At 55.8% G+C, this 23,543-nt stretch carries 25 protein-coding genes; 16 read left to right on the top strand and 9 right to left on the bottom strand.

Going from position 1 to position 23,543, the window contains the following annotated elements; translation table 11 throughout:
* Nucleotides 1–65 precede the first annotated feature (65 nt).
* The 9 genes from DAI21_RS15775 (at nucleotide 66) to DAI21_RS15735 (ending at nucleotide 10,039) form a co-directional block, all read left to right on the top strand.
* Nucleotides 66–1,643: a methyl-accepting chemotaxis protein gene (locus DAI21_RS15775; RefSeq protein ID WP_107703579.1), complete on the top strand. Its 1,578-nt coding sequence runs from the start codon at nucleotides 66–68 to the stop codon at nucleotides 1,641–1,643.
* Between the two features lie 63 nt (nucleotides 1,644–1,706).
* Complete coding sequence (gene glsB / locus DAI21_RS15770; RefSeq protein WP_107703578.1) at nucleotides 1,707–2,633, top strand: glutaminase B; 927 nt, start codon at nucleotides 1,707–1,709, stop codon at nucleotides 2,631–2,633.
* Entirely contained in the window at nucleotides 2,633–2,995 is a 363-nt protein-coding gene (locus tag DAI21_RS15765) for a DUF4186 domain-containing protein (protein WP_100780174.1), read from the top strand. The genes glsB and DAI21_RS15765 overlap by 1 nt, the downstream gene beginning before the upstream one ends.
* A gap of 108 nt (nucleotides 2,996–3,103) precedes the next feature.
* Complete coding sequence (locus DAI21_RS15760; protein ID WP_107703577.1) at nucleotides 3,104–4,552, top strand: diguanylate cyclase; 1,449 nt, start codon at nucleotides 3,104–3,106, stop codon at nucleotides 4,550–4,552.
* A gap of 180 nt (nucleotides 4,553–4,732) precedes the next feature.
* The gene (locus tag DAI21_RS15755; RefSeq protein WP_107704269.1) at nucleotides 4,733–5,725 is read left to right on the top strand and encodes a diguanylate cyclase; all 993 of its coding nucleotides are present in this window, start codon (nucleotides 4,733–4,735) and stop codon (nucleotides 5,723–5,725) included.
* 52 nt (nucleotides 5,726–5,777) lie between these two features.
* The gene (locus DAI21_RS15750) at nucleotides 5,778–6,761 is read left to right on the top strand and encodes a sensor domain-containing diguanylate cyclase (RefSeq protein WP_107703576.1); all 984 of its coding nucleotides are present in this window, start codon (nucleotides 5,778–5,780) and stop codon (nucleotides 6,759–6,761) included.
* Between the two features lie 65 nt (nucleotides 6,762–6,826).
* The gene (locus DAI21_RS15745; RefSeq protein WP_107703575.1) at nucleotides 6,827–7,354 is read left to right on the top strand and encodes an N-acetyltransferase; all 528 of its coding nucleotides are present in this window, start codon (nucleotides 6,827–6,829) and stop codon (nucleotides 7,352–7,354) included.
* A gap of 116 nt (nucleotides 7,355–7,470) precedes the next feature.
* A complete protein-coding gene (locus DAI21_RS15740; protein WP_107703574.1) occupies nucleotides 7,471–8,922 on the top strand; it encodes a tagaturonate reductase in 1,452 nt (483 codons plus the stop codon).
* A gap of 202 nt (nucleotides 8,923–9,124) precedes the next feature.
* Nucleotides 9,125–10,039, top strand: coding sequence for a bestrophin family protein (locus DAI21_RS15735; protein WP_107703573.1), 915 nt, complete (start codon nucleotides 9,125–9,127; stop codon nucleotides 10,037–10,039).
* Nucleotides 10,040–10,046: 7 nt separating this feature from the next.
* On the opposite strand, the gene DAI21_RS15730 is transcribed toward DAI21_RS15735, so the two are convergent.
* The gene (locus DAI21_RS15730; protein ID WP_107704268.1) at nucleotides 10,047–10,595 is read right to left on the bottom strand and encodes a GNAT family N-acetyltransferase; all 549 of its coding nucleotides are present in this window, start codon (nucleotides 10,593–10,595) and stop codon (nucleotides 10,047–10,049) included.
* A gap of 96 nt (nucleotides 10,596–10,691) precedes the next feature.
* On the opposite strand from DAI21_RS15730, the gene DAI21_RS15725 reads away from it, so the two are divergent.
* On the top strand, nucleotides 10,692–11,180 hold the full coding sequence (locus DAI21_RS15725) for a GNAT family N-acetyltransferase (RefSeq protein ID WP_107703572.1): 489 nt from the start codon (nucleotides 10,692–10,694) through the stop codon (nucleotides 11,178–11,180).
* The gene (locus DAI21_RS15720) at nucleotides 11,177–11,617 is read left to right on the top strand and encodes a GNAT family N-acetyltransferase (protein WP_107703571.1); all 441 of its coding nucleotides are present in this window, start codon (nucleotides 11,177–11,179) and stop codon (nucleotides 11,615–11,617) included. Before DAI21_RS15725 ends, DAI21_RS15720 begins: the two co-directional genes overlap by 4 nt.
* Nucleotides 11,618–11,623: 6 nt before the next feature.
* On the opposite strand, the gene tam is transcribed toward DAI21_RS15720, so the two are convergent.
* Together tam and DAI21_RS15710 are read right to left on the bottom strand one after the other, a co-directional pair.
* Nucleotides 11,624–12,382: a trans-aconitate 2-methyltransferase gene (gene tam / locus DAI21_RS15715; protein WP_107704267.1), complete on the bottom strand. Its 759-nt coding sequence runs from the start codon at nucleotides 12,380–12,382 to the stop codon at nucleotides 11,624–11,626.
* Nucleotides 12,383–12,439: 57 nt separating this feature from the next.
* The gene (locus DAI21_RS15710; protein ID WP_107703570.1) at nucleotides 12,440–13,015 is read right to left on the bottom strand and encodes a nuclear transport factor 2 family protein; all 576 of its coding nucleotides are present in this window, start codon (nucleotides 13,013–13,015) and stop codon (nucleotides 12,440–12,442) included.
* 111 nt (nucleotides 13,016–13,126) lie between these two features.
* On the opposite strand from DAI21_RS15710, the gene DAI21_RS15705 reads away from it, so the two are divergent.
* A complete protein-coding gene (locus DAI21_RS15705) occupies nucleotides 13,127–14,014 on the top strand; it encodes a LysR substrate-binding domain-containing protein (protein ID WP_107703569.1) in 888 nt (295 codons plus the stop codon).
* 28 nt (nucleotides 14,015–14,042) lie between these two features.
* On the opposite strand, the gene DAI21_RS15700 is transcribed toward DAI21_RS15705, so the two are convergent.
* Nucleotides 14,043–14,933 (bottom strand): DMT family transporter, encoded by an 891-nt coding sequence (locus DAI21_RS15700; RefSeq protein WP_107704266.1) that lies wholly within the window; start codon nucleotides 14,931–14,933, stop codon nucleotides 14,043–14,045.
* 104 nt (nucleotides 14,934–15,037) lie between these two features.
* Between DAI21_RS15700 and DAI21_RS15695 the strand changes: the two genes are divergently transcribed.
* Nucleotides 15,038–16,372 carry a PLP-dependent aminotransferase family protein gene (locus tag DAI21_RS15695; RefSeq protein ID WP_107703568.1) on the top strand — a complete coding sequence of 445 codons (1,335 nt, stop codon included), beginning with the start codon at nucleotides 15,038–15,040 and terminating at the stop codon, nucleotides 16,370–16,372.
* Nucleotides 16,373–16,387: 15 nt separating this feature from the next.
* Here DAI21_RS15695 and DAI21_RS15690 read toward each other — a convergent pair whose 3' ends face one another.
* On the bottom strand, nucleotides 16,388–17,269 hold the full coding sequence (locus DAI21_RS15690) for a LysR family transcriptional regulator (RefSeq protein ID WP_107703567.1): 882 nt from the start codon (nucleotides 17,267–17,269) through the stop codon (nucleotides 16,388–16,390).
* 105 nt (nucleotides 17,270–17,374) lie between these two features.
* Here DAI21_RS15690 and budA point away from each other — a divergent pair, with 105 nt between their 5' ends.
* The 3 genes from budA to DAI21_RS15675 are packed head-to-tail and all read left to right on the top strand — an operon-like array spanning nucleotide 17,375 to nucleotide 20,637.
* Nucleotides 17,375–18,154 (top strand): acetolactate decarboxylase, encoded by a 780-nt coding sequence (gene budA / locus DAI21_RS15685; protein ID WP_107703566.1) that lies wholly within the window; start codon nucleotides 17,375–17,377, stop codon nucleotides 18,152–18,154.
* A gap of 13 nt (nucleotides 18,155–18,167) precedes the next feature.
* Nucleotides 18,168–19,847, top strand: a complete 1,680-nt coding sequence (alsS, locus tag DAI21_RS15680) for an acetolactate synthase AlsS (protein ID WP_370447032.1) — start codon at nucleotides 18,168–18,170, stop codon at nucleotides 19,845–19,847.
* A 19-nt stretch (nucleotides 19,848–19,866) separates the two neighbouring features.
* A complete protein-coding gene (locus DAI21_RS15675) occupies nucleotides 19,867–20,637 on the top strand; it encodes a (S)-acetoin forming diacetyl reductase (protein ID WP_107703564.1) in 771 nt (256 codons plus the stop codon).
* Between the two features lie 95 nt (nucleotides 20,638–20,732).
* Here DAI21_RS15675 and DAI21_RS15670 read toward each other — a convergent pair whose 3' ends face one another.
* From DAI21_RS15670 to DAI21_RS15655, 4 genes are all read right to left on the bottom strand, one after another.
* The gene (locus DAI21_RS15670; protein WP_107703563.1) at nucleotides 20,733–21,257 is read right to left on the bottom strand and encodes a lipocalin family protein; all 525 of its coding nucleotides are present in this window, start codon (nucleotides 21,255–21,257) and stop codon (nucleotides 20,733–20,735) included.
* A gap of 173 nt (nucleotides 21,258–21,430) precedes the next feature.
* Nucleotides 21,431–21,859: a glutaredoxin-dependent arsenate reductase gene (gene arsC / locus DAI21_RS15665; protein WP_107703562.1), complete on the bottom strand. Its 429-nt coding sequence runs from the start codon at nucleotides 21,857–21,859 to the stop codon at nucleotides 21,431–21,433.
* 12 nt (nucleotides 21,860–21,871) lie between these two features.
* Nucleotides 21,872–23,161 carry an arsenic transporter gene (locus tag DAI21_RS15660; protein WP_107703561.1) on the bottom strand — a complete coding sequence of 430 codons (1,290 nt, stop codon included), beginning with the start codon at nucleotides 23,159–23,161 and terminating at the stop codon, nucleotides 21,872–21,874.
* Between the two features lie 45 nt (nucleotides 23,162–23,206).
* Complete coding sequence (locus DAI21_RS15655) at nucleotides 23,207–23,527, bottom strand: metalloregulator ArsR/SmtB family transcription factor (RefSeq protein WP_107703560.1); 321 nt, start codon at nucleotides 23,525–23,527, stop codon at nucleotides 23,207–23,209.
* Nucleotides 23,528–23,543 lie beyond the last annotated feature (16 nt).

Raw genomic sequence — 23,543 nt, 5'->3', positions numbered from 1 at the left:
CATGGTTCTGTCATTTGTGTTTCGTAGACTCCCACGCGTCTAACGTACTGTTACAGAAGAATATTATGAACCTAACGCAAATTTTCAGCCGTATTGCGAAGCGTCAGTTTGGTCTGCTGGCGGGCATCTTTTGTATTATCGGGCTTTTCTCCGCCCTGCAGCTCTCCTCGTCAATTCTCCTGACCGCCTCGCTTCGTGATGCCCAGCGTAATGAACAACAAAATCAGCTGGCGCAACAGCAGCAAAGCAAACTGGATCTGGCGCGTGTCTCTCTGCTGGCGGCAAGCGATCTGCTCAATCGCTCGGGCGTCTATTTTATGCAGGATAAAGAGACCGGCTCTGAAGGGAGCTGGAACAGCCTGATGGATGAAGCGCAAAAGGCGCTTAATGCTTCCCGGGAGGCGTGGAAGGCCTGGCTGGCGCTGAATCCCCCCAAAGACGAGGCGCTGATTAATAGCTATCAGTTATTCTACGGCGCCATCAATGAGCAGGCGGAAGGGCTGGTCAAGACCCATTCTATTGACGCTTTTTTTGCTGTTCCCGCCCAGGCGTTTCAGACCGACTTTAATGATAACTACGCGCGCTATCAGCAGCTGAGCGAGCAACGGGCAGGAGAAGGGCGCATGTCGCTAATGGATCGCCTCGCTGATTTGCAGTCGCTGTTCCTGCTGGCGCCAGTGGTCCTGCTACTGATTGCGGTGGCGGTGTGGTTTGGCATGTCGCGCTGGGTGATTGCCCCGCTGCGCAGGCTTATCGCTCATATTAACCAGCTAGCCGCCGGAGATCTCTCGGGTGCCGCGCCGGCTGTAAACAGTTTTAACCGAGAAATCGGGCAGTTGAGCGCCAGTATTAGCACCATGCAGCGCGGATTACAGCAGCTGGTGACGCAGGTGAGTGAAGCCACAACCGCAATGGTAGAAAACATCGGCGAACTGGCGGAAGGCAATCAGAAGCTGTATCAGCAGTCTGCGCGGCAGGCCCAGGAGCTGAGCGACGTGACGGCGCACATCGCCACGCTGGAAACCCACGTGGAGGGCAATACGGGGTACGCGAAGCTCGCCAGCTCGCGTGCGGATGAGGCGCGTAAGACGGCGGCGGGGGGTGATATCATGATGTCGACCGTTAATGCCTCCATGCAGGCGATCGTAGAACGATCGTCAGAGATGCGCGGGATCGTCTCGATGATCGACAGCGTGGCGTTTCAGACCAACATTCTGGCGCTGAACGCCGCTATTGAAGCCGCCCATGCGGGCAATCAGGGGCGAGGGTTTGCGGTTGTCGCGCGTGAGGTGGGATTGCTGGCGAGAAAAAGCAGTCACTCGACGCAAACTATTCAGGAGCTGATTAATCACTCGTTACAGGGAATTGAAGACGGATCGAAAGCGGTGGTGAAGCTTGAGAACAACCTGCAACAGGTGACCGTGCTGGTGGCAAATCTGAGCGGTCTGCTTGACGATATTTCTGCCGCCACGATGAGTCAGGGGGAGAGTATTCATCAGATGACGCGCCAGCTGCAGGCGCTGAATCAGGTGTCGCAACAGACGGATGTACTGGTGACCACCGCCTCCCAGGCGTCGCGTCGCTTACACGATGAGTCGTATTTGCTGATGCAGGCGGTTTCGCGTTTTCGACTTCCCGCCTGACGCGACACATTCGCCTCTGTTATACTCGCAGCCCGTTTTTGGCCTCCAGGCAAGGAGCAACATGTGGCTGCGGTCATCGATAATCAGATGCTGGAAGAGATTCTGGCGCAGGTTCGTCCGTTAATCGGGCAGGGAAAGGTTGCCGATTACATTCCGGCGCTGGCGTGCGTCAGTGGCAATAAGCTGGGTATCGCCATTTGCACCGTGAAAGGTGAGCTTTATCAGGCTGGCGATGCCGCCGAGCGCTTTTCGATTCAGTCGATCTCCAAAGTGTTAAGCCTGGTTGCGGCGATGCGACAGTATGACGAAGACGAGATCTGGCAGCGGGTGGGGAAAGATCCTTCCGGACAGCCGTTTAACTCGCTGCTCCAGCTGGAAATCGAACAGGGCAAACCGCGCAATCCTTTTATCAACGCCGGGGCGCTGGTGGTCTGCGACATGCTGCAGAGCCGTCTTAGCGCGCCGCGTCAGCGGATGCTGGAGATTGTGCGCCAGCTGAGCGGCGTTTCGGATCTGAGTTACGACGCTAACGTTGCTCGCTCTGAGTTTGAACATTCGGCGCGAAACGCCGCCATCGCCTGGCTGATGAAGTCTTTCGGTAATTTCCACAACGATGTGGCTACCGTGCTGCAAAACTATTTCCACTACTGCGCGCTGAAAATGAGCTGCGTGGAACTCGCGCGTACTTTCCTGTTTCTGGCCGACCAGGGCTTCTCCTCGCTGCATAATCAGGCAGTTGTCACGCCGATGCAGGCGCGTCAGGTCAATGCGCTGATGGCGACAAGCGGGATGTATCAGAATGCCGGAGAATTTGCCTGGCGCGTCGGGCTGCCCGCTAAATCAGGCGTTGGCGGCGGGGTGGTGGCCATTGTCCCTCACGAAATGGCGATTGCGGTCTGGAGCCCGGAGCTGGATGACGCCGGGAACTCGCTGGCAGGCGTGGCGGTGCTGGAGAAACTCACCCAGCGGCTGGGGCGGTCCGTCTACTGATGAACACCCTTGACGATCTGTTTGCCCGGCTGGGGCGTTCAACCTTTCGTTCTCGCTTCAAACTGGGCGCGAAAGAGCGGCAGTACTGCTGGGACAAAGGGGCGGAAACTATCGATCAACACGCCGCGGATTTCGTTGCCCGTCGTCTCGCGGCGGCCATGCCCGTCAACGACGGCAAGCAGACCCCAATGCGCGGGCATCCTGTCTTTATCGCCCAGCATGCTACGGCAACCTGCTGTCGCGGTTGTCTCGCTAAATGGCACCATATTCCCCAGGGCGAGGCGTTAAACGCCGATCAGCAGCGTTACATTGTGACGGTCATCCACCACTGGCTGGTGCTGCAAATGAACGCCCAACCTTGATGGGTTATGCATGCCGGCTATGTATGTTATAGATACGTGCTAATCTTTTATTATTCTGCTGATGACCGCGAAATAATTGCGCTAAGCAATTATATGGATTGATATTTGATGCCTTCTTCTTTGACATCCTTTAAGCCTTTTCTGCCCGATAATCCGCTTCGCAATGCGGTCAGTATTTTTATTCTGACCACGCTGTTCTATTTTATTGGCGCGGAACTGCGTCTGGTGGAAGCGCTCTCACTGTTTTGGCCGCTGAATGGCGTGATGGCCGGGGTGTTTGCCCGTTACGCGTATCTCAATCGCCTGCACTATTACGCGGTGTCCTATGTCGCGATGCTGATGTACGACGCGGTGACCACCAACTGGGGGATGGCCTCGGTGGTGATCAACTTCTCTAATATGGTGTTTATCGTGACCGTGGCGCTGCTGGTGACACGAGACAGACGTCGGGGCCGCACGGTTCCAGACCCGATCAATGCCTTACGCCTGTTTAACTTTTGCCTTATCGCCGCGCTGCTGTGCGCGCTGGTGGGGGCGATGGGTTCCGTCGGGATCGACAGTCAAACCTTCTGGCCGCTGTTTGCCGACTGGTTTAGCGAGCAGTTCTCGACCGGCGTGCTGATTCTGCCGTGCCTGTTGACCGTTAAAATCCCTGAGATCAAGAACCCGGTGCGGGTAGAACACTTTATGCCCGTGGTGGCGCTGATCGTCTCTGTCCTGGCCTCGGTGGTGATCGGCGGGGCGGGCAGCCTGGCCTTTCCGCTGCCGGCGCTGATCTGGTGTGCGGTGCGTTATTCGCTTCCCGCGACCTGTCTGCTGACCTTTGTCACCGGCGGGGTGGAGATCATCCTGGTGGCGAACTCGATTATAAATATTGCCGTGGCGACGCCGCTTTCGACGCCGATGATGTTCTCTGCGCGTCTGGGCATCGCTACCATGGCAATTTGCCCGGTGATGGTCTCCGTGAGCGTGGCGGCGATTAACTCTCTGATTCATCAGGTGTCGTTGCGCGCCGATTATGACTTCCTGACCCGCGTCTATTCGCGCTCAGGTTTGTATGAAGCGCTGAAACACGAAGAGTCCCATCGTCATCCCCGTTTTCTGACCGTGATGCTGCTCGATATCGACTACTTCAAAAGTATTAATGACAACTATGGTCATGAGTGTGGCGACCGGGTGCTGGCCTCTTTCGCCGGGCAGGTGCAGCAGGTGGTGGGCGAGGACGGGCTGGTGGCGCGCATGGGCGGGGAAGAGTTTGCGGTCGTGGCCAATACCGTTGATGCCCGTCAGGGCGTTGAGCTGGCAGAACGTATCAGAGAATCTGTTGCTTCGCATCCCTTCAGCTGGGGTCAGCACACGCTGTTTTTGACGGTGAGTATTGGGCTTGGGAGTGCGAAAGCAGAATCCTGGCAGCTCACGGAGGTCTTTAATAAGCTGTTAGCCGAAGCCGACGAGTATCTCTATCGTTCGAAAAAAGCTGGGCGAAATCGTACCAGTGCGCGTCATCCAGACGATCTGCGCGTCGTCGAACCGCAAAAAAGTACGGAACAGGTGTAAACGTATCCATCCCAGGCAGAATGCGGCCCTGATGTTATCACTTTGCTGATAAATTGCTTGCTACGTATTTTTAAGCTCAATAAGATACCGGTGATAACACATCGGAAAAATCGCGTAATGAACGGAACTGATAAACTGAGTAAAAACCATCGCTTACCAGGGAGTCGTTTTGTTAAACGTATGTATCTGATGCGTATCCTGGGCACTTTTCTCTGCTTTATTCCTATTCTTTCTGTCCTGATTGAACATCAACGTTCAGTATGGCTAATGCTTTTGCTGGCGCTAAACGCGTTTGTCTGGCCGACCGTCGCCTGGCTGCGCGCCAGCCGTTCTTCTACGCCGCTTGCCGCAGAACATCAAAATCTGGTGATCGATGCAGGGGCGGGAGGGTTCTGGATCGCGATGATGGCCGTGAATCCGCTGCCCTCGGTGGTGATTGCCACGATCCTGCTGGCCGATCGTCTGTCCGCAGGCGGTTTTGCCCTGATGAAGCGCGCGGCGATAGCCATGCTGGCGGTGTTTCTCGCCGCCTGGCTGTTGCAGGGCATGGCGATTATTATCACCGTTTCGCAACAGACCATGTTTGCCACCTTGCCCCTGATTGCGATCTACATCATTGCGCTTAGCGTGCTGACGGACAGTATTGCCATTCGTCTGCGGATCAAATCCCGCGAGCTGGAGCGGATCGCGATGATGGATCCGCTGCTGGATATCGCGAACCGGCGCCTGCTGGAAAAGCGTATCGAACACGAGCTGAATAAACTTCAGCAGGCTTGCCGGGAATCGGCGCTGATGTTCATTGATATCGATAATTTTAAAGAAGTGAACGATCGTTTCGGGCATAAAGTCGGGGATGCGTTGCTCGCCTCGGTCTCGGAGATTTTACACATTGCCACACGTCAGACAGACACCCCGGCGCGGCTGGGCGGCGATGAGTTTGTGATCCTGCTTCCGGATACCAGCATCGATGAGGCGCACGTGGTGGCGTCGCGAATCATGGAGGCCGCCGCCATTATGCAAGATGTGGCGCACGAAACCGTCAATTGCACGCTCAGCATTGGCATTGCGGGGGCGACCCGCGAGATGTCCAACGTAACGGACTGGCTGCAGGCGGCGGACACCGCCCTTTACCAGGCTAAGCGCGGCGGTAAAAATCGAATTTTTGCGCACTGACAAGTCGTTTCTTTAGGCTAAGCTATTAAAAAGCTGCGTGTCAGGAGACATCATGAAAGCGCCCGCGATCCCTGCCAATGAATCAGACCGTCTGCTGTCCCTGCGTGATTCCAGGCTTTTGGAGTCGAACAACCATCAACCTTACGATCGCATCACCCGGCTGGCAAAACGCCTGTTTGCCGTGCCGGTGGCGAGGGTGAACCTAATCGACGAACGTTCGCTGGTGGCGCTCTCTTTAGACAATGCCATGGCAGCCGTTCTGCCGCGCAATCTCTCTTTCTGTGGGCATACGCTGTTTAATAACGCACTGCTGGTGGTGTCTGACCCGCGACATGATCCCCGTTTTGCCGATAATCCGCTGGTAAAAGGCCAGCCTGGCGTACGTTTTTACGCCGGGTATCCGCTGCGTCTGCCCGACGGCGCTATCGTCGGCACACTCTGTTTGATGGACTATGTCCCCCGCGATTTTGTTGCGGCCGATCTTAACGCCCTGAGCGACCTGGCAGCGCTGGCGGAAGACGAGTTCGCTGCCGCCTGTGCGGCGACGACGGATGAGCTGACGGGGCTGTTTAACCGGCGTGGATTTAATCAGTTAGCGGCGTTTGCCTTATCCGGGGCCCGGCGTCGTGCAGAGCCACTGACGCTCGCCTGGATGGATCTGGACCGCTTCAGACAGATTAACGAACGCTACGGGCAGGCAGAAGGCGATTCGGCGCTGAAAGCCATGACCGAGCTGATGCGCACCTCATTCCGTGAGGCGGATCTGCTGGTGCGTTACGGTAGCGATGAATTCGCGGTTCTGTTTGCCGATACGGATGAGCAGGGGGCCTGGATTGCGATGCAGTATCTCAATGAGCAGGTCGCGGAATACAACCAGCGTGGGCTGCATCCCTGGAGCCTGACATTCTCCTGGGGAATCTGTGAATTCGACCATCAGCAGGATGATTTGCAGCGCTGGCTACAGACCGCTCACGACAAAATCCTCGCCATGAAACAGCGATACAGTGCAGACAGCGGGCATAATAAAAGCCTATGAATGGCGTGCTTGCGTTAAATAATTGTTAAAGGCAATCTGGGGCGGTCTCTTCACAAGGAAATCCCATGACCGCCTCTCTGCACATTCACACCCTTTCACGTGACGATATTCACTCGCATCTCGACTCACTGGCTGACATCCTCGAAAACTGCGTTAACGGCGGGGCGTCGGTGAGCTTTATGCTACCTTTTTCGGCTGTAAAAGCGCGTCAGTTCTGGCTCGGCGTGGCGGAAAGCGTGGCCCGCCGGGAGCGCACCGTGCTGGCCTGTCGCGACGAAGGTGGCGAATTTTTGGGTACCGTGCAGCTCATTACCGATCAACCGGAGAACCAGCCGCACCGGGCGGATGTAGCCAAGCTGCTGGTCCACGAAAAAGCCCGCCGTCGCGGTGTGGCGATGCGCTTAATGGAAGCCCTGGAAGGGGTCGCGATGGAGGAGGGTAAAACCGTGCTGGTACTGGATACGGCTTCGGGCAGCGGCGCTGAGACGTTCTATCAGCGTGCGGGCTGGCAAAAGGTCGGTGAGATCCCGCGCTACGCCCTGATGCCGGACGGCGAAATGACGGCGACATCGGTGTTCTATAAGTTTTTATAATATTTTTCACAATTGCTTTATGAATTGATCAAAACAGGGTTTCATGGTCGAAAAGTTTGATAAGTTATTGGACCAATCTTATCGGGCTGTATGACTAATTAAAAAAGGAACCCCTTGTGAACACACTCAATCGTCGTGATTTTCCCGGTGCTCTCTATCCTGAACGTATCATCCAGTTTGGTGAAGGTAACTTTTTACGTGCGTTCATCGACTGGCAGATCGACCTGCTAAATGAGCACACCGATCTGAATTCCGGGGTGGTGATTGTTCGTCCTATCCAGAGCGATTTCCCACCTTCACTGAGCACTCAGGATGGTCTGTACACCACGATCATTCGCGGCCTGAATGAGAAGGGCGAGGCTGTGAGCGACGCGCGTCTGATCCGCTCCGTGAATCGTGAAATCAGTGTTTACAGCCAGTATGACGAATTCCTTAAACTCGCACACAATCCGGATATGCGCTTTGTGTTCTCCAACACTACCGAAGCGGGCATCAGCTATCACGCCGATGACAAATTCGACGATGCGCCTGCCGTGAGCTATCCGGCAAAACTCACCCGTTTACTGTTCGAGCGTTTCAGCCATTTCAACGGCGCGGCCGACAAAGGCTGGGTGATTATTCCGTGCGAGCTGATTGATTATAACGGCGATGCGCTGCGTGAACTGGTGCTGAAATATGCCCAGGAGTGGGCGCTGCCAGCGGCATTCACCCAGTGGCTGGTTGATGCCAACAGTTTCTGCTCCACCCTCGTGGACCGTATTGTCACCGGCTACCCGCGTGACGAAGTGGCTGCGCTTGAAACGGAACTGGGCTACCACGATGGTTTCCTCGATACCGCGGAACACTTCTATCTGTTTGTGATTCAGGGGCCTAAATCTCTGGCCGCCGAACTGCGTCTCGATAAATTCCCGCTTAACGTGCTGATTGTGGACGACATCAAACCGTATAAAGAGCGCAAAGTCGCAATCCTTAACGGCGCGCACACGGCACTGGTTCCGGTAGCCTTCCAGGCGGGGCTGGACACGGTCGGCGACGCGATGAACGACGCAGAAATCTGCGCATTTGTGGAAAAGGCCATCTACCAGGAGATCATCCCGGTGCTGGATTTACCAAAAGATGAGCTGGAATCCTTCGCCAGCGCGGTGACAGGGCGTTTCCGTAACCCGTACATCAAACACCAGCTGCTGTCGATTGCCCTGAACGGGATGACAAAATACCGCACCCGTATACTGCCGCAGCTGCTGGCAGGGCAGAAGGCGACCGGGAAATTACCTGCGCGTCTCACCTTTGCGCTGGCCGCGTTGATCGCGTTTTATCGTGCAGAGCGTGAGGGTGAAAACTATCCGGTGCAGGACGATCTGCACTGGCTGGAGCGCTATCAGCAGCTGTGGGCGCAGCATCATGACAAGCAGATCAGCACCAGCGAACTGGTGAAAGCGGTTCTCAGCGTGAGCGATCACTGGGAGCAGGATCTGACGAAAGTAAGCGGATTGGTAGAACAGGTTACGCTCGATCTGGATGCGATTCTTCTGAAGGGGATGCGCGCGGCAGTCAAACCGCTGTGCTAATCTTCTCGCCCGGCTCCGGCCGGGTTTTATTTAAAGCACCATTAGTTACAACATACTATTCGCTCCATTTTTTTATAACACACTTCGGCACCGTGCGCTTTTTGTCTCGCAGTTAAAAAGGAGCAGCAATCCTGTAACAAGCTTGCAACCGTGACGGCGATCACGTTTAATAGTCGCGCTCTTTATTGACCTGAAGCTGACTATGATTGTTCGTCCTCAACAGCACTGGCTGCGCCTGATTTTTGTCTGGCATGGCTCCGTCCTGTCTAAAATCTTTACCCGGTTATTCCTTAACTTCCTGTTATCCATCGCTGTTATCGTGATGTTACCCTGGTACTCCTCCCTTGGGATCAAACTGACCGTTGCGCCGTTCAGCATTCTCGGCGTGGCGATCGCTATCTTCCTCGGGTTTCGCAATAACGCCTGTTATTCGCGCTACGTTGAGGCTCGCCAGCTTTGGGGGCAACTGATGATAGCGTCACGCTCGTTATTTCGCGAGGTGAAAAACACGCTCCCGGACGATCAGCATCTCAGCGAGTTCGTGCGCATGCAGATCGCCTTCGCCCATTGCCTGCGCATGACGCTCAGACGCCAGCCGCAGGCAGAGCAGCTTTCACGCTATCTTTCTGCGTCACATTTACGCGCGGTGATGGATTCAAACTCGCCGTCGAACCGTATTTTGCTGATCATGGGCGAGTGGCTGGCGGTGCGCCGTCGGGAAGGGCAGCTGTCGGATATTTTGTTCCACAGCCTCAATAATCGTCTGAACGACATGTCCGTGGTGTTAGCCGGATGCGAGCGGATTGCCAATACGCCGGTGCCGTTTGCCTACACCCTGATTCTGCACCGCACGGTCTATCTGTTCTGCATTATGCTGCCGTTCGCCCTGGTGGTCGATCTGCACTACATGACGCCGTTTGTCTCGGTGCTGATCTCTTACACCTTTATTTCCCTCGATGCGCTGGCTGAAGAGCTGGAAGAGCCTTTCGGCGTGGAAAATAACGACCTGCCGCTGGATGCCATCTGCAATGCGATGGAGATCGATCTGCTACAAATGAACGATGAGCCGGAAATCCCCGCCCGCGTGTTACCGGACAAGCATTACCAGCTCACGTAATGAACATTCAGGAACGCTGCAAGGCGTTCCACTCCTCGCGGGTGATTTCCCATAACTCCGAGTCCAGCTCGCCGCTGACGTAGGCTTTCTTTTCGGTTCTCACCAGGCGCATCCCGCTGCTGGTAGAGATCCGCTGTGAGCGCTGGTTGACGGCTGCTTTTGGCGCGCGCAGAAGCGGTTTGTTCAGCGTATTAAACCAGAAGTCCGTCGCGGCAATGCTCGCTTCGCGCATATAGCCCTGACCCTGCCATTCGGGCGCCAGCCAGAATCCCCGATTATTATCCTCGACGTCGTACAGGCAGATCAGACCAATCAGCTGATTGGGATTGTCTTTGCAACGAATCGTCCAGAACCACGCCACGCCATTTTCCACATCCGGCAGGGCGACGTTGTTCACGTATGTCTCTGCGCCATCGGACGGATAGGGCCAGGGTACGCTCGCCACCATATAACGAACGATCTCCCAGCGTGGATATAATGTCTGGATTTGCAGCGCATCTTCCGCTTCCAGCGGTTTGAGTAACAGACGTTCAGTGGTTAACGTGGGCGTTTTCACGATTCGGATCTCCATTATTTGTCGTTATGTTTTTGTTTGCCTTTTGCTATTTTCATGATTACCACATTCTGCTGTGACTGAATAGCCGAGGAAAATATGACGTTAAGACTGGCCGCACCGGAAGAGGCCGAGAGACTCTGGCTCGTTCGCAATCTGGCTATCCGTGCAGGCTGCCAGAGTAGCTATGATAGTGACGTGATCGCTCGCTGGACGCCGGAGGCAATGCCGGAAAGCTATCGTCAGGTGATAATCGATAATCCTTTTTACGTGGTCGAAGACGAGAAGGGAGAAATCGTGGCAAGCGGCTATCTCGATCTGGCCGCCAGCAGCGTGGAAGCGATCTTTACCGTCCCCGACGCAGCCGGAAAAGGGCTGGCGGGGCGGATCATCGCGGCGATTAAAGCAGAGGCACGCGCACGCGGCATTTCGCAATTAACGCTCTCCTCAACGCCTAACGCGCAGACCTTCTATCAGAGACAAGGCTTTGTAACGGTTAGCGAGGGATTTCATTATTCAAGAATGGCCGACGCCCAGCTGCGTTGTATTCACATGACGATCGATTTAACCGGCGAGGAGACCCTATGACGATAACCGTAAGGGCGTTGCGTGCAGAGGATTATGCCGACTGGCGGCCGCTGTGGGATGGCTACACGGCGTTTTACGAATGCAAACTTGATGAGTCCGTGACTACGTCGACATGGGAAAGGGCGCTGAGCCCGCATTCTGCGCTGCTCTGTCGGGTCGCGGAAATGGACGGGAAAGTCGTGGGTTTCGCCCTGTGTGTGCTGCATGAAGGGACATTTTCAACCGCGCCCGTATGCTATCTGGAAGATCTGTTTGTCGATGCAAATGTGCGTGGGAGCGGTGCCGGAAAGGCGCTGATAGAGGCCCTCCAGGCGGAAGGAAAGCGCGAAGGGTGGTCAACGCTGTACTGGGTGACGCGTCAAAACAACCCTGCGCGAAAACTGTATGACAAGTTTAGTGAAGCGGACGATTTTGTACGTTATCGCCTGTCGCTTTGAATTCTTTTAAGGTTCACGACGGGCAACGATAAACAGGCGCGGGAAAGCCAGCAGAATCTGCCCGTTTTCCTGCAGCGGATACTGCTGCTCCAGAAGTTCAAGATAGCGATCCAGATAGTTCCGCTGCTCGTGTTCGCTCAGCTCCTGCAACCAGGGGCGCAATCCGGTGGCACTCACCCAGTCAACGATCGCCTGATGCGAACTCATTTTGTGATAGTAGGTAGTGCGCCAGATATCCACGTCGCAACCCGCGTCCGTCAAAATATCAAAATAGGCATGAACGCCGGGCAGCGGATCGCGGCTGCGGTCCGGGAAACCTTGCTCGTAAGCCACTTCACGCATCAAAACGTGCGATGGCTCATCGCGATTATCAGGCATCTGAATCGCCAGCACGCCGTTCATTTTGAGCAGAGAAACCAGGTGCGGGAGCAGCTCGTAGTGATCGCAAATCCACTGCAGCGACGCGTTGGCATAGACAAGATCAACCGAATGCGCCGGGCGATAGGTTTGAATATTGGCTTCAATAAACTGGCATTCGGGCAACGCAACCCGCGCCTGTTCCAGCATGGCCGGTGAATTATCCACGCCAACAATGCGTGCCGATGGCCAGCGCTGATGCAAAAGTGCGGTGCTGTTTGCCGGGCCACAGCCCAAATCCAGCACATCCGTCACCTCGTTCAGCGCCACTCTTGCCAGCAGTTCGGCGGCGGGACGAGTGCGTTCCGCGCCGTATTGCAGATATAAAGAAGGGTTCCAGTCGGCCATCATCGCATCTCCAGTTTGCGGGTTTCAGCAAGTGTAGATGATTGGCGATGGTTATGTTCAGGCGTTTAACCAGGCCTGGCCCTCAGCTTTCATTTTTCGCTCTAATTCACTGCCGCGCGTGGCAAAAACACGTTTAACCGGGAACCCGCTCTTTTCCAGCACGTAGGCGAGAGCGGCGTATTCTCGCGGGTATTTCTCGGCAGTCGCCGCGTCTATCTCCACCATTCCCATCGGGAACGTAAAGGTGCCCATGTCGTAAATGCTCTGCCGATGGAACAGTTTCCAGACGCCGTCGCGTTTCTCCATCAGGTCGTAGAAACGGTTATGTCCGTTGCAGCCCACGTTCAGTTTGACGTTTTCGGCGATAATAATGGCGTTCGTTTCCACGATCGCTTTGTCACCCTTAAAAGTAATAATCGGATTGCCCATCAGATGTTTGGTGCGGATATCCGATGCGCCCATACGCTCTGAACCCGTTACAAAATCACCGAAAAGCCCTTCAAACCAGGTGACTTCGATCGTGCCGTCAGGGTGAAAGAGTGAACGCAGCTGTTCCCATTCGTTCAAATCCCGGTGGATCCAGCCGTTGATCAGGTCGGTAATCTGCAGGCGATCTTCAGTTCTGTTTTCCATTTTTCGTGCTCCGCTAATGAAAGATGCATGGAGTATTCACCCTGCGTTCGATAACATCCAATAGAATAAAATGACAGATTAATCAGATTTAATGATTGCTGGAGGTGCGACATGGATTTACGCCAGTTACGCTATTTTCTGGCCGTGGCGGAAGAGAAGCATTTTGGCCGCGCCGCTCAGAGCCTGAACATTGTCCAGCCGGCGTTAAGTATGCAGATCCGCGCGCTGGAGGAGGAACTCGGCGGCGCGTTGTTGGTTCGGACCAGCCGAAGCGTCGAGCTGACCGAAGCGGGAAAACTGTTCCAGACCGAGGCACGACGCACGCTGGAGCAGGCCGAGTTTGCCCGACACGCTGTTGCGCGCTCCCTGCGCGGAGAGACCGGCACGGTGCGAATCGGGTTTGCCGGGAATGCCGTATTCAGCGGGAAACTGATGCGTGATTTGCGTCATTTTCGCCAACGCTATCCGGATGTCGAGATGATTTTGCAGGAGGTTCCGGCGCAGCAGCAGGTGGAAGCCATTCTCGCCGGGCGGCAGGATATCGGCTACACGCCGGATCACAGCAAAACCCTGACCGCCGGAATCAGGGTGCAGAGGATAGGGGACTGGGACATTCTGGTGGCATTGTCGGACGAACACCCGCTGGCTGAGCGTCCGCTCTTTACCGTCGAGATGCTTGCCGGGCAGCCGCTGATCCTCTACGACGCCCATGATACGCATGAAAATCTGTATCTCATGCTGAGCCAGCAGCTGCAAAACAGGCTGCAGATTGCGCACCGTTCTGACAGCACCCTGAGCGTCCTGGCCCATGCCGCCGCCGGAATGGGGCTTGCGCTGGTTCCCGCACCGCTGCAGCAGGTGAATATTCCCGGCCTGGTTTATCGCCATCTGAATGCCCCGGCGTTAACGGCCAATTTGCTGCTAATTAGCCGTGACACGGAGACAAGTGGCGCGGTGAACGCATTTCTGTCGTTAGCGGCACAGGGCGCGGCTCGTTGATCTGCCCCACGCCTCATTCTGGAGCGCGTCATTTGCCCCATTTCCGCGAACCGATGACGCACAGAATGACGCCTGCGGTGATAACTATCATCAACGGGCTGACGCTTTCGTGCAGGAGCGTCGCCGACAGCCCCAGCCCGAAGAACGGCTGTAACAACTGAAGCTGACCGACGGCGGCGATCCCGCCCTGCGCAAGCCCTTTGTACCAGAAAATAAAGCCAATCAGCATGCTGAAAAGAGAGACGTATCCCAGCGCCAGCCAGGCGGAATACCCGATGTGGCTGAAGGAGGCAGGCTGGGTCATCACTGTGGCTGTCAGCATAAAGGGCAGAGAAATCAACAGCGCCCAGCTGATGACCTGCCAGCCTCCGAGCACACGGGTCAGTCTGGCGCCTTCGGCGTAACCCAGACCGCAGACGATCACCGCAGCGAGCATCAGCAGATCGCCAACAAGGGAGACTGCCGCGCTTTGTGAGAGGGCAAAACCCATCACCAGAACGCTGCCCAGCACAGAGAACATCCAGAAGGCTTTTTTAGGCCGTTCACCGCCGCGCAGTACGCCAAAAATCGCGGTGCTGAGCGGCAGCAGGCCGAGAAAAACAATCGAGTGCGCCGAGGTGACATGCTGAAGCGCCAGCGCCGTCAGCAGCGGAAAACCAATCACCACCCCAAGCGCGACCACGACGAGCGGCAAAATGTGCGACAACTGCGGGCGTTTTTCCTTAAACCCGACAATCAGCATCATGGCGAAAAGACCGGCAATGGATGCCCGCAGGAACGTCAGGAAAAAAGGATTCATATCCAGCACCGCCACACGTGTGGCGGGTAGCGAACCGCTGAAAATGATGACGCCCAGCAGCCCGTTCAGCCATCTGGACATCGCGTTGGAATCCGTTTTATGCACTACGGAATTGACCACGAACACCTCTTTATTTTTATCACGCCCGCAGGCTTGAGCATCTGTGAAGCCGATGGTAGTCTCATGAATCCGATACAATCAAAAAATTGTCATGGATACATTCGATGAAAGCCCGGTATAAAGCGATAGTGGATACCTTCGCAGCGTTGATTCGGGCGGGGACGCTCACGCCTGGCACCCGGCTGCCGACCCACCGCCACCTGTCACAGCGGGAAAAAATCTCCCTGGCGACGGCGACCCGCGTCTATACGGAGCTGGAGGCGATGGGGCTGGTGAGTGGCGAAACCGGGCGAGGGACGTTTGTCCGTGAGATTGCTGTTCCTTACGGCCACGGGGTCGATCAACAGGCCGTGGCATCCGATGTACTGGATTTGAACTTTAACTATCCCGCGTTAGCGGGGCAGGGAGAGCTGCTGCGCGAGGCGTTACGCCAGGTATCGAACGCCGGTGATATCGAATCGCACTTACGTTATCAGCCCCATGCCGGGAGGCTGACCGATCGCGAGATTATTGCCGGGCATTTCTCCTGTCAGGGATTTCGCCCTGCGCCGGACAATGTCGTCATCGTCAATGGCGCCCAGCACGGATTGACCGTCGCGGTGATGGGGCTACTGCGCCCCGGCGATGTGGTGGCCGTGGACGCGCTGACCTATTCCGGTTTTAAAGCGCTGGCCACGTTATATCATCTGGAGCTGATCCCTGTCCCGTCGCTGGCTGACGGCCCGGACCTGAACGCGTTACAGCAGATTTGCCAAAAACGCCCAGTTCGGGCGGTGTACACCATGCCCACGTTGCACAACCCTTTGGGCTGGGTGATGAATCGCGAGCAGCGACAAGTGCTGGCCGGGATCGCCCGCGCCCACGATCTCATCATTATTGAAGATACGGCGTATGCCTATTTGATTGGCAGGCCACCGCCGCCGGTCGCGGTTTATGCACCGGAGCGCACGGTTTACGTCACCGGATTTTCAAAGAACGTGGCGACCGGGCTACGGGTGGGCGCGGTGATCTGCCCTGAATCGTACCGTCCGGCCCTGGAACGCGCGGTTCGGGCGACCAGCTGGAATACGCCATCCATCATGACAACTTTGGTGTGTAACTGGATTCAGGACGGTACGGTGTCGCGTTTTGAAACGCTGAAAAGACGCGATGCGCGCGAACGGCAGGCGGTACTCAGGGAGTCTTTAGGCGAACTGGCGAGCATCACTCATCCAAATTCCTATTTCGCCTGGCTGCCCCTGGCTGAAGAGACGCGCGCCGACCGGGTGGTAAAAGATCTGATGGACAACCATATCTCCGTTTCAACGGCAGAGCCGTTCTGTACGGCGCAGACCATCCCTCAGGCCATCCGCATCGCGCTGGGGTCGGTGTCAATTGAGCATCTGCGCACCGCACTGGTCAAGGTGCGTGAAGCGATAGCGTTAGAGCAAAGCCGCTGAACAGAAGACCGGAACTCAATCCACTTTCAGCATCGCTAACAAACGTTTCACCGTCCGCGAGCGTTCGAAACGACGCCAGCAGAGGGCGATATCCGTAAAGAGTTCCGGTGTGTTCAGGGCATGGTAGGTCACATCGGTCGGCGAAATGGCGGCCATCGACTGTGGCACCAGGGCGAACCCGCCCCCTGCGGCGACCATGCTCAGGGAGGACGAAAGCTGGGAGGATTGCAGCGTATGGTGCATATCAATTCCGGCCCGCTCGCAGCAGCCGTAAACGCGCTCGAACAGGGCTGGCGCAACCTCCTGCGGGAATAAAATCATCGGCGTATCCCGAAGCTGGTCCAGCGCCAGCGCGCCGCACGCCGAAAGGGGATGCGTACGGTGTAACGCCACCACCATCGGTTCCCGATCGAGTAACTTCAGCTCAAATTGCTTGCTGCTCTCGCACGGTAAACGCACAAAGGCGATATCCAGTTCCCCCTCTGCCAGCATCGTCATCAGCGAGGACATATTGGCTTCGACCTGGTGAACCGTCACCGCCGGGTTCTGAAGCTGATACTGATGAATCAGCGCAAAGATCTGCGGATGAAACGCATCAGAACTGGTGATCCCAATTGACAGATTCCCGCTTAGCCCGCGCGCAATGCCCCTGGCTTTCTCCAAGGCAGCATCGCTCATCGCGAGGATTTTGCAGGCGTCCTCATAGAACGCTTCTCCCGCCTCGGTGAGTTCCACGCCCCGCGTCAGGCGTCTGAACAGTGGGGTGCCCACTTCCACCTCGAGCCGCTTGATCTGCTGGCTCAGGGGAGGCTGCGACATCCCCAATGCTTTAGCCGCTTTGGTGAAGTGTCGTTCGCGCGCAACCGCGACGAAATACCGTAGATAACGAAGTTCCATATCAAAAACGTCTCAAACCCGCATGCTTTCTATATTGGAACTCTCTGCTGAATCGGGTCAACATTTATTTAACCTTTATAAATAAAGTTGAAGAGGAAACGCATGATGACGCATTCATCTGCATGCGATTGTGAGGCGAGTTTGTGCGAAACCCTTAGAGGATTCTCAGCGCAACACCCTGACAACGTGATCTATCAGACATCGCTAATGAGCGCCCTGTTGAGCGGCGTGTATGAAGGGGAGACCACCATCGCCAGCCTGCTCACGCACGGCGATTTTGGCCTCGGCACGTTCAACGAGCTGGATGGCGAAATGATTGCCTTTAGCAGCCAGGTCTACCAGCTGCGCGCCGATGGTAGCGCCCGCGCGGCACAGCCGGAGCAAAAAACGCCGTTTGCCGTGATGACCTGGTTCCAGCCGCAATATAAGAAAACATTTGATGAGCCGGTCAGCCGCCAGCAGATCCATGACGTGATAGACCAGCAAATTCCATCGGATAATCTGTTTTGCGCCCTGCGTATTGACGGCAACTTCCGCCACGCACACACCCGTACCGTTCCTCGCCAGACGCCGCCTTATCGCGCGATGACCGACGTGCTCGACGACCAGCCGGTGTTCCGTTTTAACCAGCGCAAGGGGGTTCTGGTCGGATTCCGTACCCCACAGCATATGCAGGGCATTAACGTGGCGGGTTACCACGAACACTTCATCACTGACGATCGTCAGGGCGGCGGGCATCTGCTCGATTATCAGCTTGAGCAGGGCGTACTCACGTTCGGTGAAATTCACAAGCTGATGATTGACCTGCCTGCCGACAGCGCGTTTTTGCAGGCTAATCTCCACCCGGGCGACCTCGATGCAGCGATCCGTTCCGTCGAAAACTAACAGGAGAATCATCGTGAACAGTGATAAACAGGCTCGTCAGTGGGCGCATGGTGCCGATATGATCGTTGGCCAGCTGGAAGCGCAGGGCGTGAAACAGGTTTTTGGTATTCCCGGCGCAAAAATCGATAAAGTCTTTGATTCACTGCTGGATTCTTCCATCAACATCATTCCCGTGCGTCACGAGGCGAATGCGGCGTTTATGGCGGCAGCGGTAGGGCGATTGACCGGTAAAGCCGGTGTGGCGCTGGTTACATCCGGTCCGGGCTGCTCGAACCTGATCACCGGTATCGCCACGGCCAACAGCGAAGGTGACCCCGTTGTTGCCCTGGGCGGGGCTGTGAAACGGGCAGATAAAGCCAAACTGGTCCATCAGAGCATGGACACCGTCAGCATGTTCAGCCCGGTCACCAAATACGCCGTGGAAGTGAGTTCTTCGGATGCCATTGCCGAGGTGGTATCCAATGCCTTTCGCGCCGCTGAGCAGGGCAGACCGGGCGGGGCGTTTGTAAGCCTGCCGCAGGATATTGTCGATCTGCCGGCCACCGGCGCGATTTTGCCCGCCAGCACATCGGCACTCATGGGCCCGGCTCCAGACGCGGCGATTAATGACGTCGCGAAGCTCATCGAAAACGCCAAAAATCCGGTCATTTTGCTGGGCCTGATGGCCAGCCAGCCCGCGAACAGCGCGGCGCTGCATACGCTGCTGGAGAAAAGCGGTATTCCGGTCACCAGCACCTATCAGGCGGCAGGAGCTGTGAATCAACAGCACTTCACCCGCTTCGCCGGACGCGTCGGCCTGTTTAATAATCAGGCGGGCGATAGGCTGTTACATCTGGCGGATCTGATTATTTGCGTGGGATACAGCCCGGTGGAATACGAACCGTCTATGTGGAATAGCGGCGACGCCACTCTGGTGCATATTGATGTGCTTCCGGCCTATGAAGAGCGCAACTACGTCCCGGACCTCGAACTGGTCGGGGATATTGCCGGCACGCTAAACCGGCTCGCCAGCCGGATCAGTCATACGCTGGAGCTGAGCCCGCGCGCCACTGAAGTTCTCCTCGATCGCCGCCATCAGCGTGATTTGCTCGACAGACGTGGCGCATCGCTGAACCAGTTTGCCCTGCATCCGCTGCGCATCGTGCGTGCCATGCAGGACATCGTTAACAACGACGTGACGCTCACCGTCGACATGGGCAGTTTCCACATCTGGATTGCCCGCTATCTCTACAGCTTCCGTGCGCGTCAGGTGATGATTTCTAACGGGCAGCAGACCATGGGCGTTGCGCTGCCGTGGGCGATTGGCGCCTGGCTGGTCAACCCTGGCCGCAAAGCCGTCTCGGTATCCGGTGACGGAGGATTCCTGCAGTCAAGCATGGAGCTGGAAACCGCCGTGCGCCTCAAAGCCAACATTCTGCACATCATCTGGGTTGATAACGGCTACAACATGGTGGCTATCCAGGAAGAGAAAAAATACCAGCGACTTTCCGGCGTGAACTTCGGCCCGGTGGATTTCAAAGCCTATGCCGATGCCTTTGGCGCGAGAGGCTTTGCCGTGGAGAGTGCCGACGCGCTGGAACCCACGCTTCGTGCGGCGATGGAGGTCGACGGCCCTGCCGTGGTGGCCATTCCCGTCGACTATAGCGACAACCCGCTGCTGATGGGCCAGCTCCATCTCAGTCAGATTTTGTGAACTACTTAAGGACAAAGACATGCATAAAGTTGCTCTCGTAACAGGCTCCGGTCAGGGAATTGGTAAAGCGATTGCGCTTCGCCTGGTGAAAGATGGTTTTGCGGTTGCTATTGCCGATTACAACGGCGAAACAGCAAAAGCCGTCGCCGATGAAATCACCCGTAACGGTGGCAAAGCTGTTGCCGTGAAGGTGGATGTATCGAACCGCGAGCAGGTGTTTGCGGCAGTAGAGAAAGCCCGGACGGCGTTGGGTGGCTTCGATGTGATCGTCAATAACGCCGGGATCGCGCCCTCTACGCCTATCGAGTCGATCACGCCTGAGATTGTCGACAGGGTTTATAACATCAACGTGAAAGGGGTGATCTGGGGGATTCAGGCCGCGATTGACGCTTTTCGCAAAGAGGGGCACGGCGGCAAGATCATCAACGCCTGCTCCCAGGCGGGCCATACGGGAAATCCTGAGCTGGCGGTCTACAGTTCCAGTAAATTCGCCGTACGCGGCTTAACGCAGACCGCCGCGCGAGACCTGGCCCCGCTCGGCATCACCGTTAACGCCTACTGCCCGGGTATTGTGAAAACGCCGATGTGGGAAGAGATTGACCGTCAGATTTCCGAGGCCGCAGGCAAACCGGCGGGCTACGGCACTGAAACCTTCGCCAAACGAATCACGCTTGGCCGCTTGTCCGAACCGGAAGATGTCGCCGCCTGCGTCTCTTACCTCGCAGGGCCTGATTCTAACTACATGACCGGTCAGTCTTTGCTGATTGACGGCGGAATGGTGTTTAACTAAAAAATAACGATAAGCTCTGACATGTGTTTCCCCTGCATCATTGCAGGGGCTTTTTTTATGCGCGGTTTTCTCTGTCGCCCGCTATCTGCTAATCCTTAATGCTTGACCCAGACCAGCTGTTCCACCGGGAAGCCCAGCTCACGCGCCGTCGCAAGGAAGTCCTGCTTGACCGCCTCTGGAAGGGTTGTTGAGCGAGAAAGTATCCATAAATAGTCACGATTCGGGCCGCTGACCAGTGCGTGCTGGTAATCCTTATCCAGTTTAATCACGTTATAGCCGCCGTAAAACGGGCCAAAGAACGAGACTTTCAGCGCTGCAGTGGTGGGTGCTCCGGTGAAGTACGCTTTCCCTTCACTTTCTTTCCACCTGTTCTTAATCGGATCATATCCACGGTTGAGTACGGTAATTCCCCCGTCGCTACGCAGACCGTACGTCGCTGTAACCTGTTCCATCCCTTTTTCAAAGCGGTTTTCCAGGCGCGCGATTTCATACCATTTACCGAGGTAGCGGCTGGCGTTAAAGTCGCTGACAGGCTTCACGCCCTTTGGTGGGGTCGGTGATTTACATGCAACCAGCGTGAGCGCCACAGCGATACCCGTCATCACAGGCCATAGTTTCATGCGAACTCCTTTCTTTTTAGTAACCGGGAGTTAAGTGTAGTGTAAACAACAGGTCAGAATGATTATCACAAAAAATTGAGTATTTCCTGATAAGACGGCTGACGGTGAAAAGCGAAGGTTGCTCAGGTTATTCTGTACGGGCCTGAAAAACTGAGCGCTTCCTTGAACAGTCGTTATTTCTTGATCTGTTTTCCGTGTTCATCCACAACCGGTTCACCATCTTCTTTCGTGAACGCACCGCGCTGCTCTTCCGTCAAAATATCCAGTACCACCTCTGATGGCCTGCATAAACGCGTCCCCTGAGGGGTAACGACAACGGGCCGGTTGATGAGAATAGGGTGCTGTAACATGAAATCAATCAACTGGTCATCGCTGAAAGAGTCGTCTGCCAACCCTAATTGGTCATAGGGTTCGACATTTTTGCGTAACAGCGCCCGAACCGTTATCCCCATATCTGCAAGCAGTTTCACCAGCTCTTCCCGCGTGGGCGGGGTATCCAGATAGAGGATAATCTTGGGTTCCGTCCCGCTGTTGCGGATCATTTCAAGGGTATTTCGCGACGTGCCGCAGGCAGGGTTGTGGTAAATAGTGATGTTGCTCATATCAGTACCTCATTACACAGTGAAAGACAGGCGAAGCGCCAGCGCGGCCAGCGTCACAAATAGCACCGGGATGGTCATGACGATCCCGACCCGGAAGTAATATCCCCAGGTGATGGTCATATTTTTCTGCGCCAGAACGTGTAGCCACAGCAGTGTCGCCAGGCTGCCAATCGGGGTGATTTTGGGGCCCAGATCGCTGCCGATAACGTTGGCATAGATCATCGCCTCTTTGATGACGCCGGTCGCGGTACTGCCATCGATCGACAGGGCACCCACCAGAACGGTTGGCATATTGTTCATCACGGAGGAGAGAAACGCCGTCAGGAATCCGCTCCCGAGTGTCGCAGCCCACAAACCGTGATCGGCCAGTTGGTTGAGCAGAGCAGAGAGGGCGTGCGTCAGGCCCGCATTGCGCAAACCGTAGACCACGAGGTACATGCCCAACGAAAAGATCACGATCTGCCAGGGCGCGCCACGCAGCACGTTGCCGGTATTTATGGCATGCCCTTTTTTCGCGACGGCAAACAGAAGCAGCGCACCGACGGAAGCGACCAGGCTCACCGGCACGCCGAGTGGCTCGAGACCAAAGAATCCGACTAACAGCAGCACCAGAACCAGCCAGCCCATTTTAAAGGTCGCGCCATCGCGGATGGCCATTTTCGGTTGTTTCAACAGAGAGACGTCATAAACGGCAGGGATCTCTTTGCGAAAGAACACATGCAGCATAACCAATGTTGTAGCAATCGCCGCAAGGTTGACCGGGACCATCACTGCGGCATATTGCGCAAAGCCCAGTTTAAAGAAATCCGCCGACACGATATTCACCAGGTTTGACACGATCAGCGGCAGGCTGGCCGTATCGGCGATAAACCCGGCCGCCATGACAAAGGCCAGCGTGGCGCCTTTGCTGAAACCCAGCGCGAGGAGCATCGCGATTACAATCGGGGTCAAAATCAGCGCGGCACCGTCGTTGGCGAACAGCGCAGCCACCATCGCACCCAGCAGGATAATCCAGGTGAACAGCAGGCGGCCACGTCCATTACCCCAGCGGGCAACATGCAGCGCGGCCCATTCAAAGAACCCGGACTCATCAAGAAGAAGACTGATGATGATCACGGCGATAAACGTGGCGGTGGCGTTCCAGACGATTTGCCAGACTACCGGGATATCTTCGGGATGAACGACACCCGTCAGTAAAGCCAGACCTGCACCCAGCATGGCGCTCCAGCCAATGCCCAGACCCCGTGGTTGCCAGATAACCAGAACGAGGGTAAGCAGAAAAATTGCACCGGCCAATAACATCAGTTACTCCATTCATATCTATTCAGACGAATATGTAAACGCATTTCAGCATGCAGCCGGTGAAGCGTTGTTGAGCGTGTTGCGAATGTTTTCACGCTCACAGTTCCAGGCTGAGTCAATAATCGCCGCCGCCCACGCGGGGATATGTGGCGAAAGGCGATAGTGCACCCATTTCCCTTCACGACGATCGGAAACCAGCCCGGCTTCACGTAATAACGCCATATGGCGTGAAATTTTGGGCTGAGACTCTGCCGTTGCCGCACAGATATCGCATACACAAAGCTCTCCGGACGCCCTGAGCAACATCACGATCGTTGAACGGGTTTCATCAGAAAGTAATTTAAAAAGCTGAACAGGCTGTAGCATGTTGCACCTCGATAAG

The organism is Lelliottia sp. WB101 (assembly GCF_003051885.1).
GTDB lineage: Bacteria > Pseudomonadota > Gammaproteobacteria > Enterobacterales > Enterobacteriaceae > Enterobacter > Enterobacter nimipressuralis.
The sequence above is the reverse complement of the archived record's forward strand: the minus strand, read 5'-3'. Positions and strand labels throughout refer to the sequence as shown.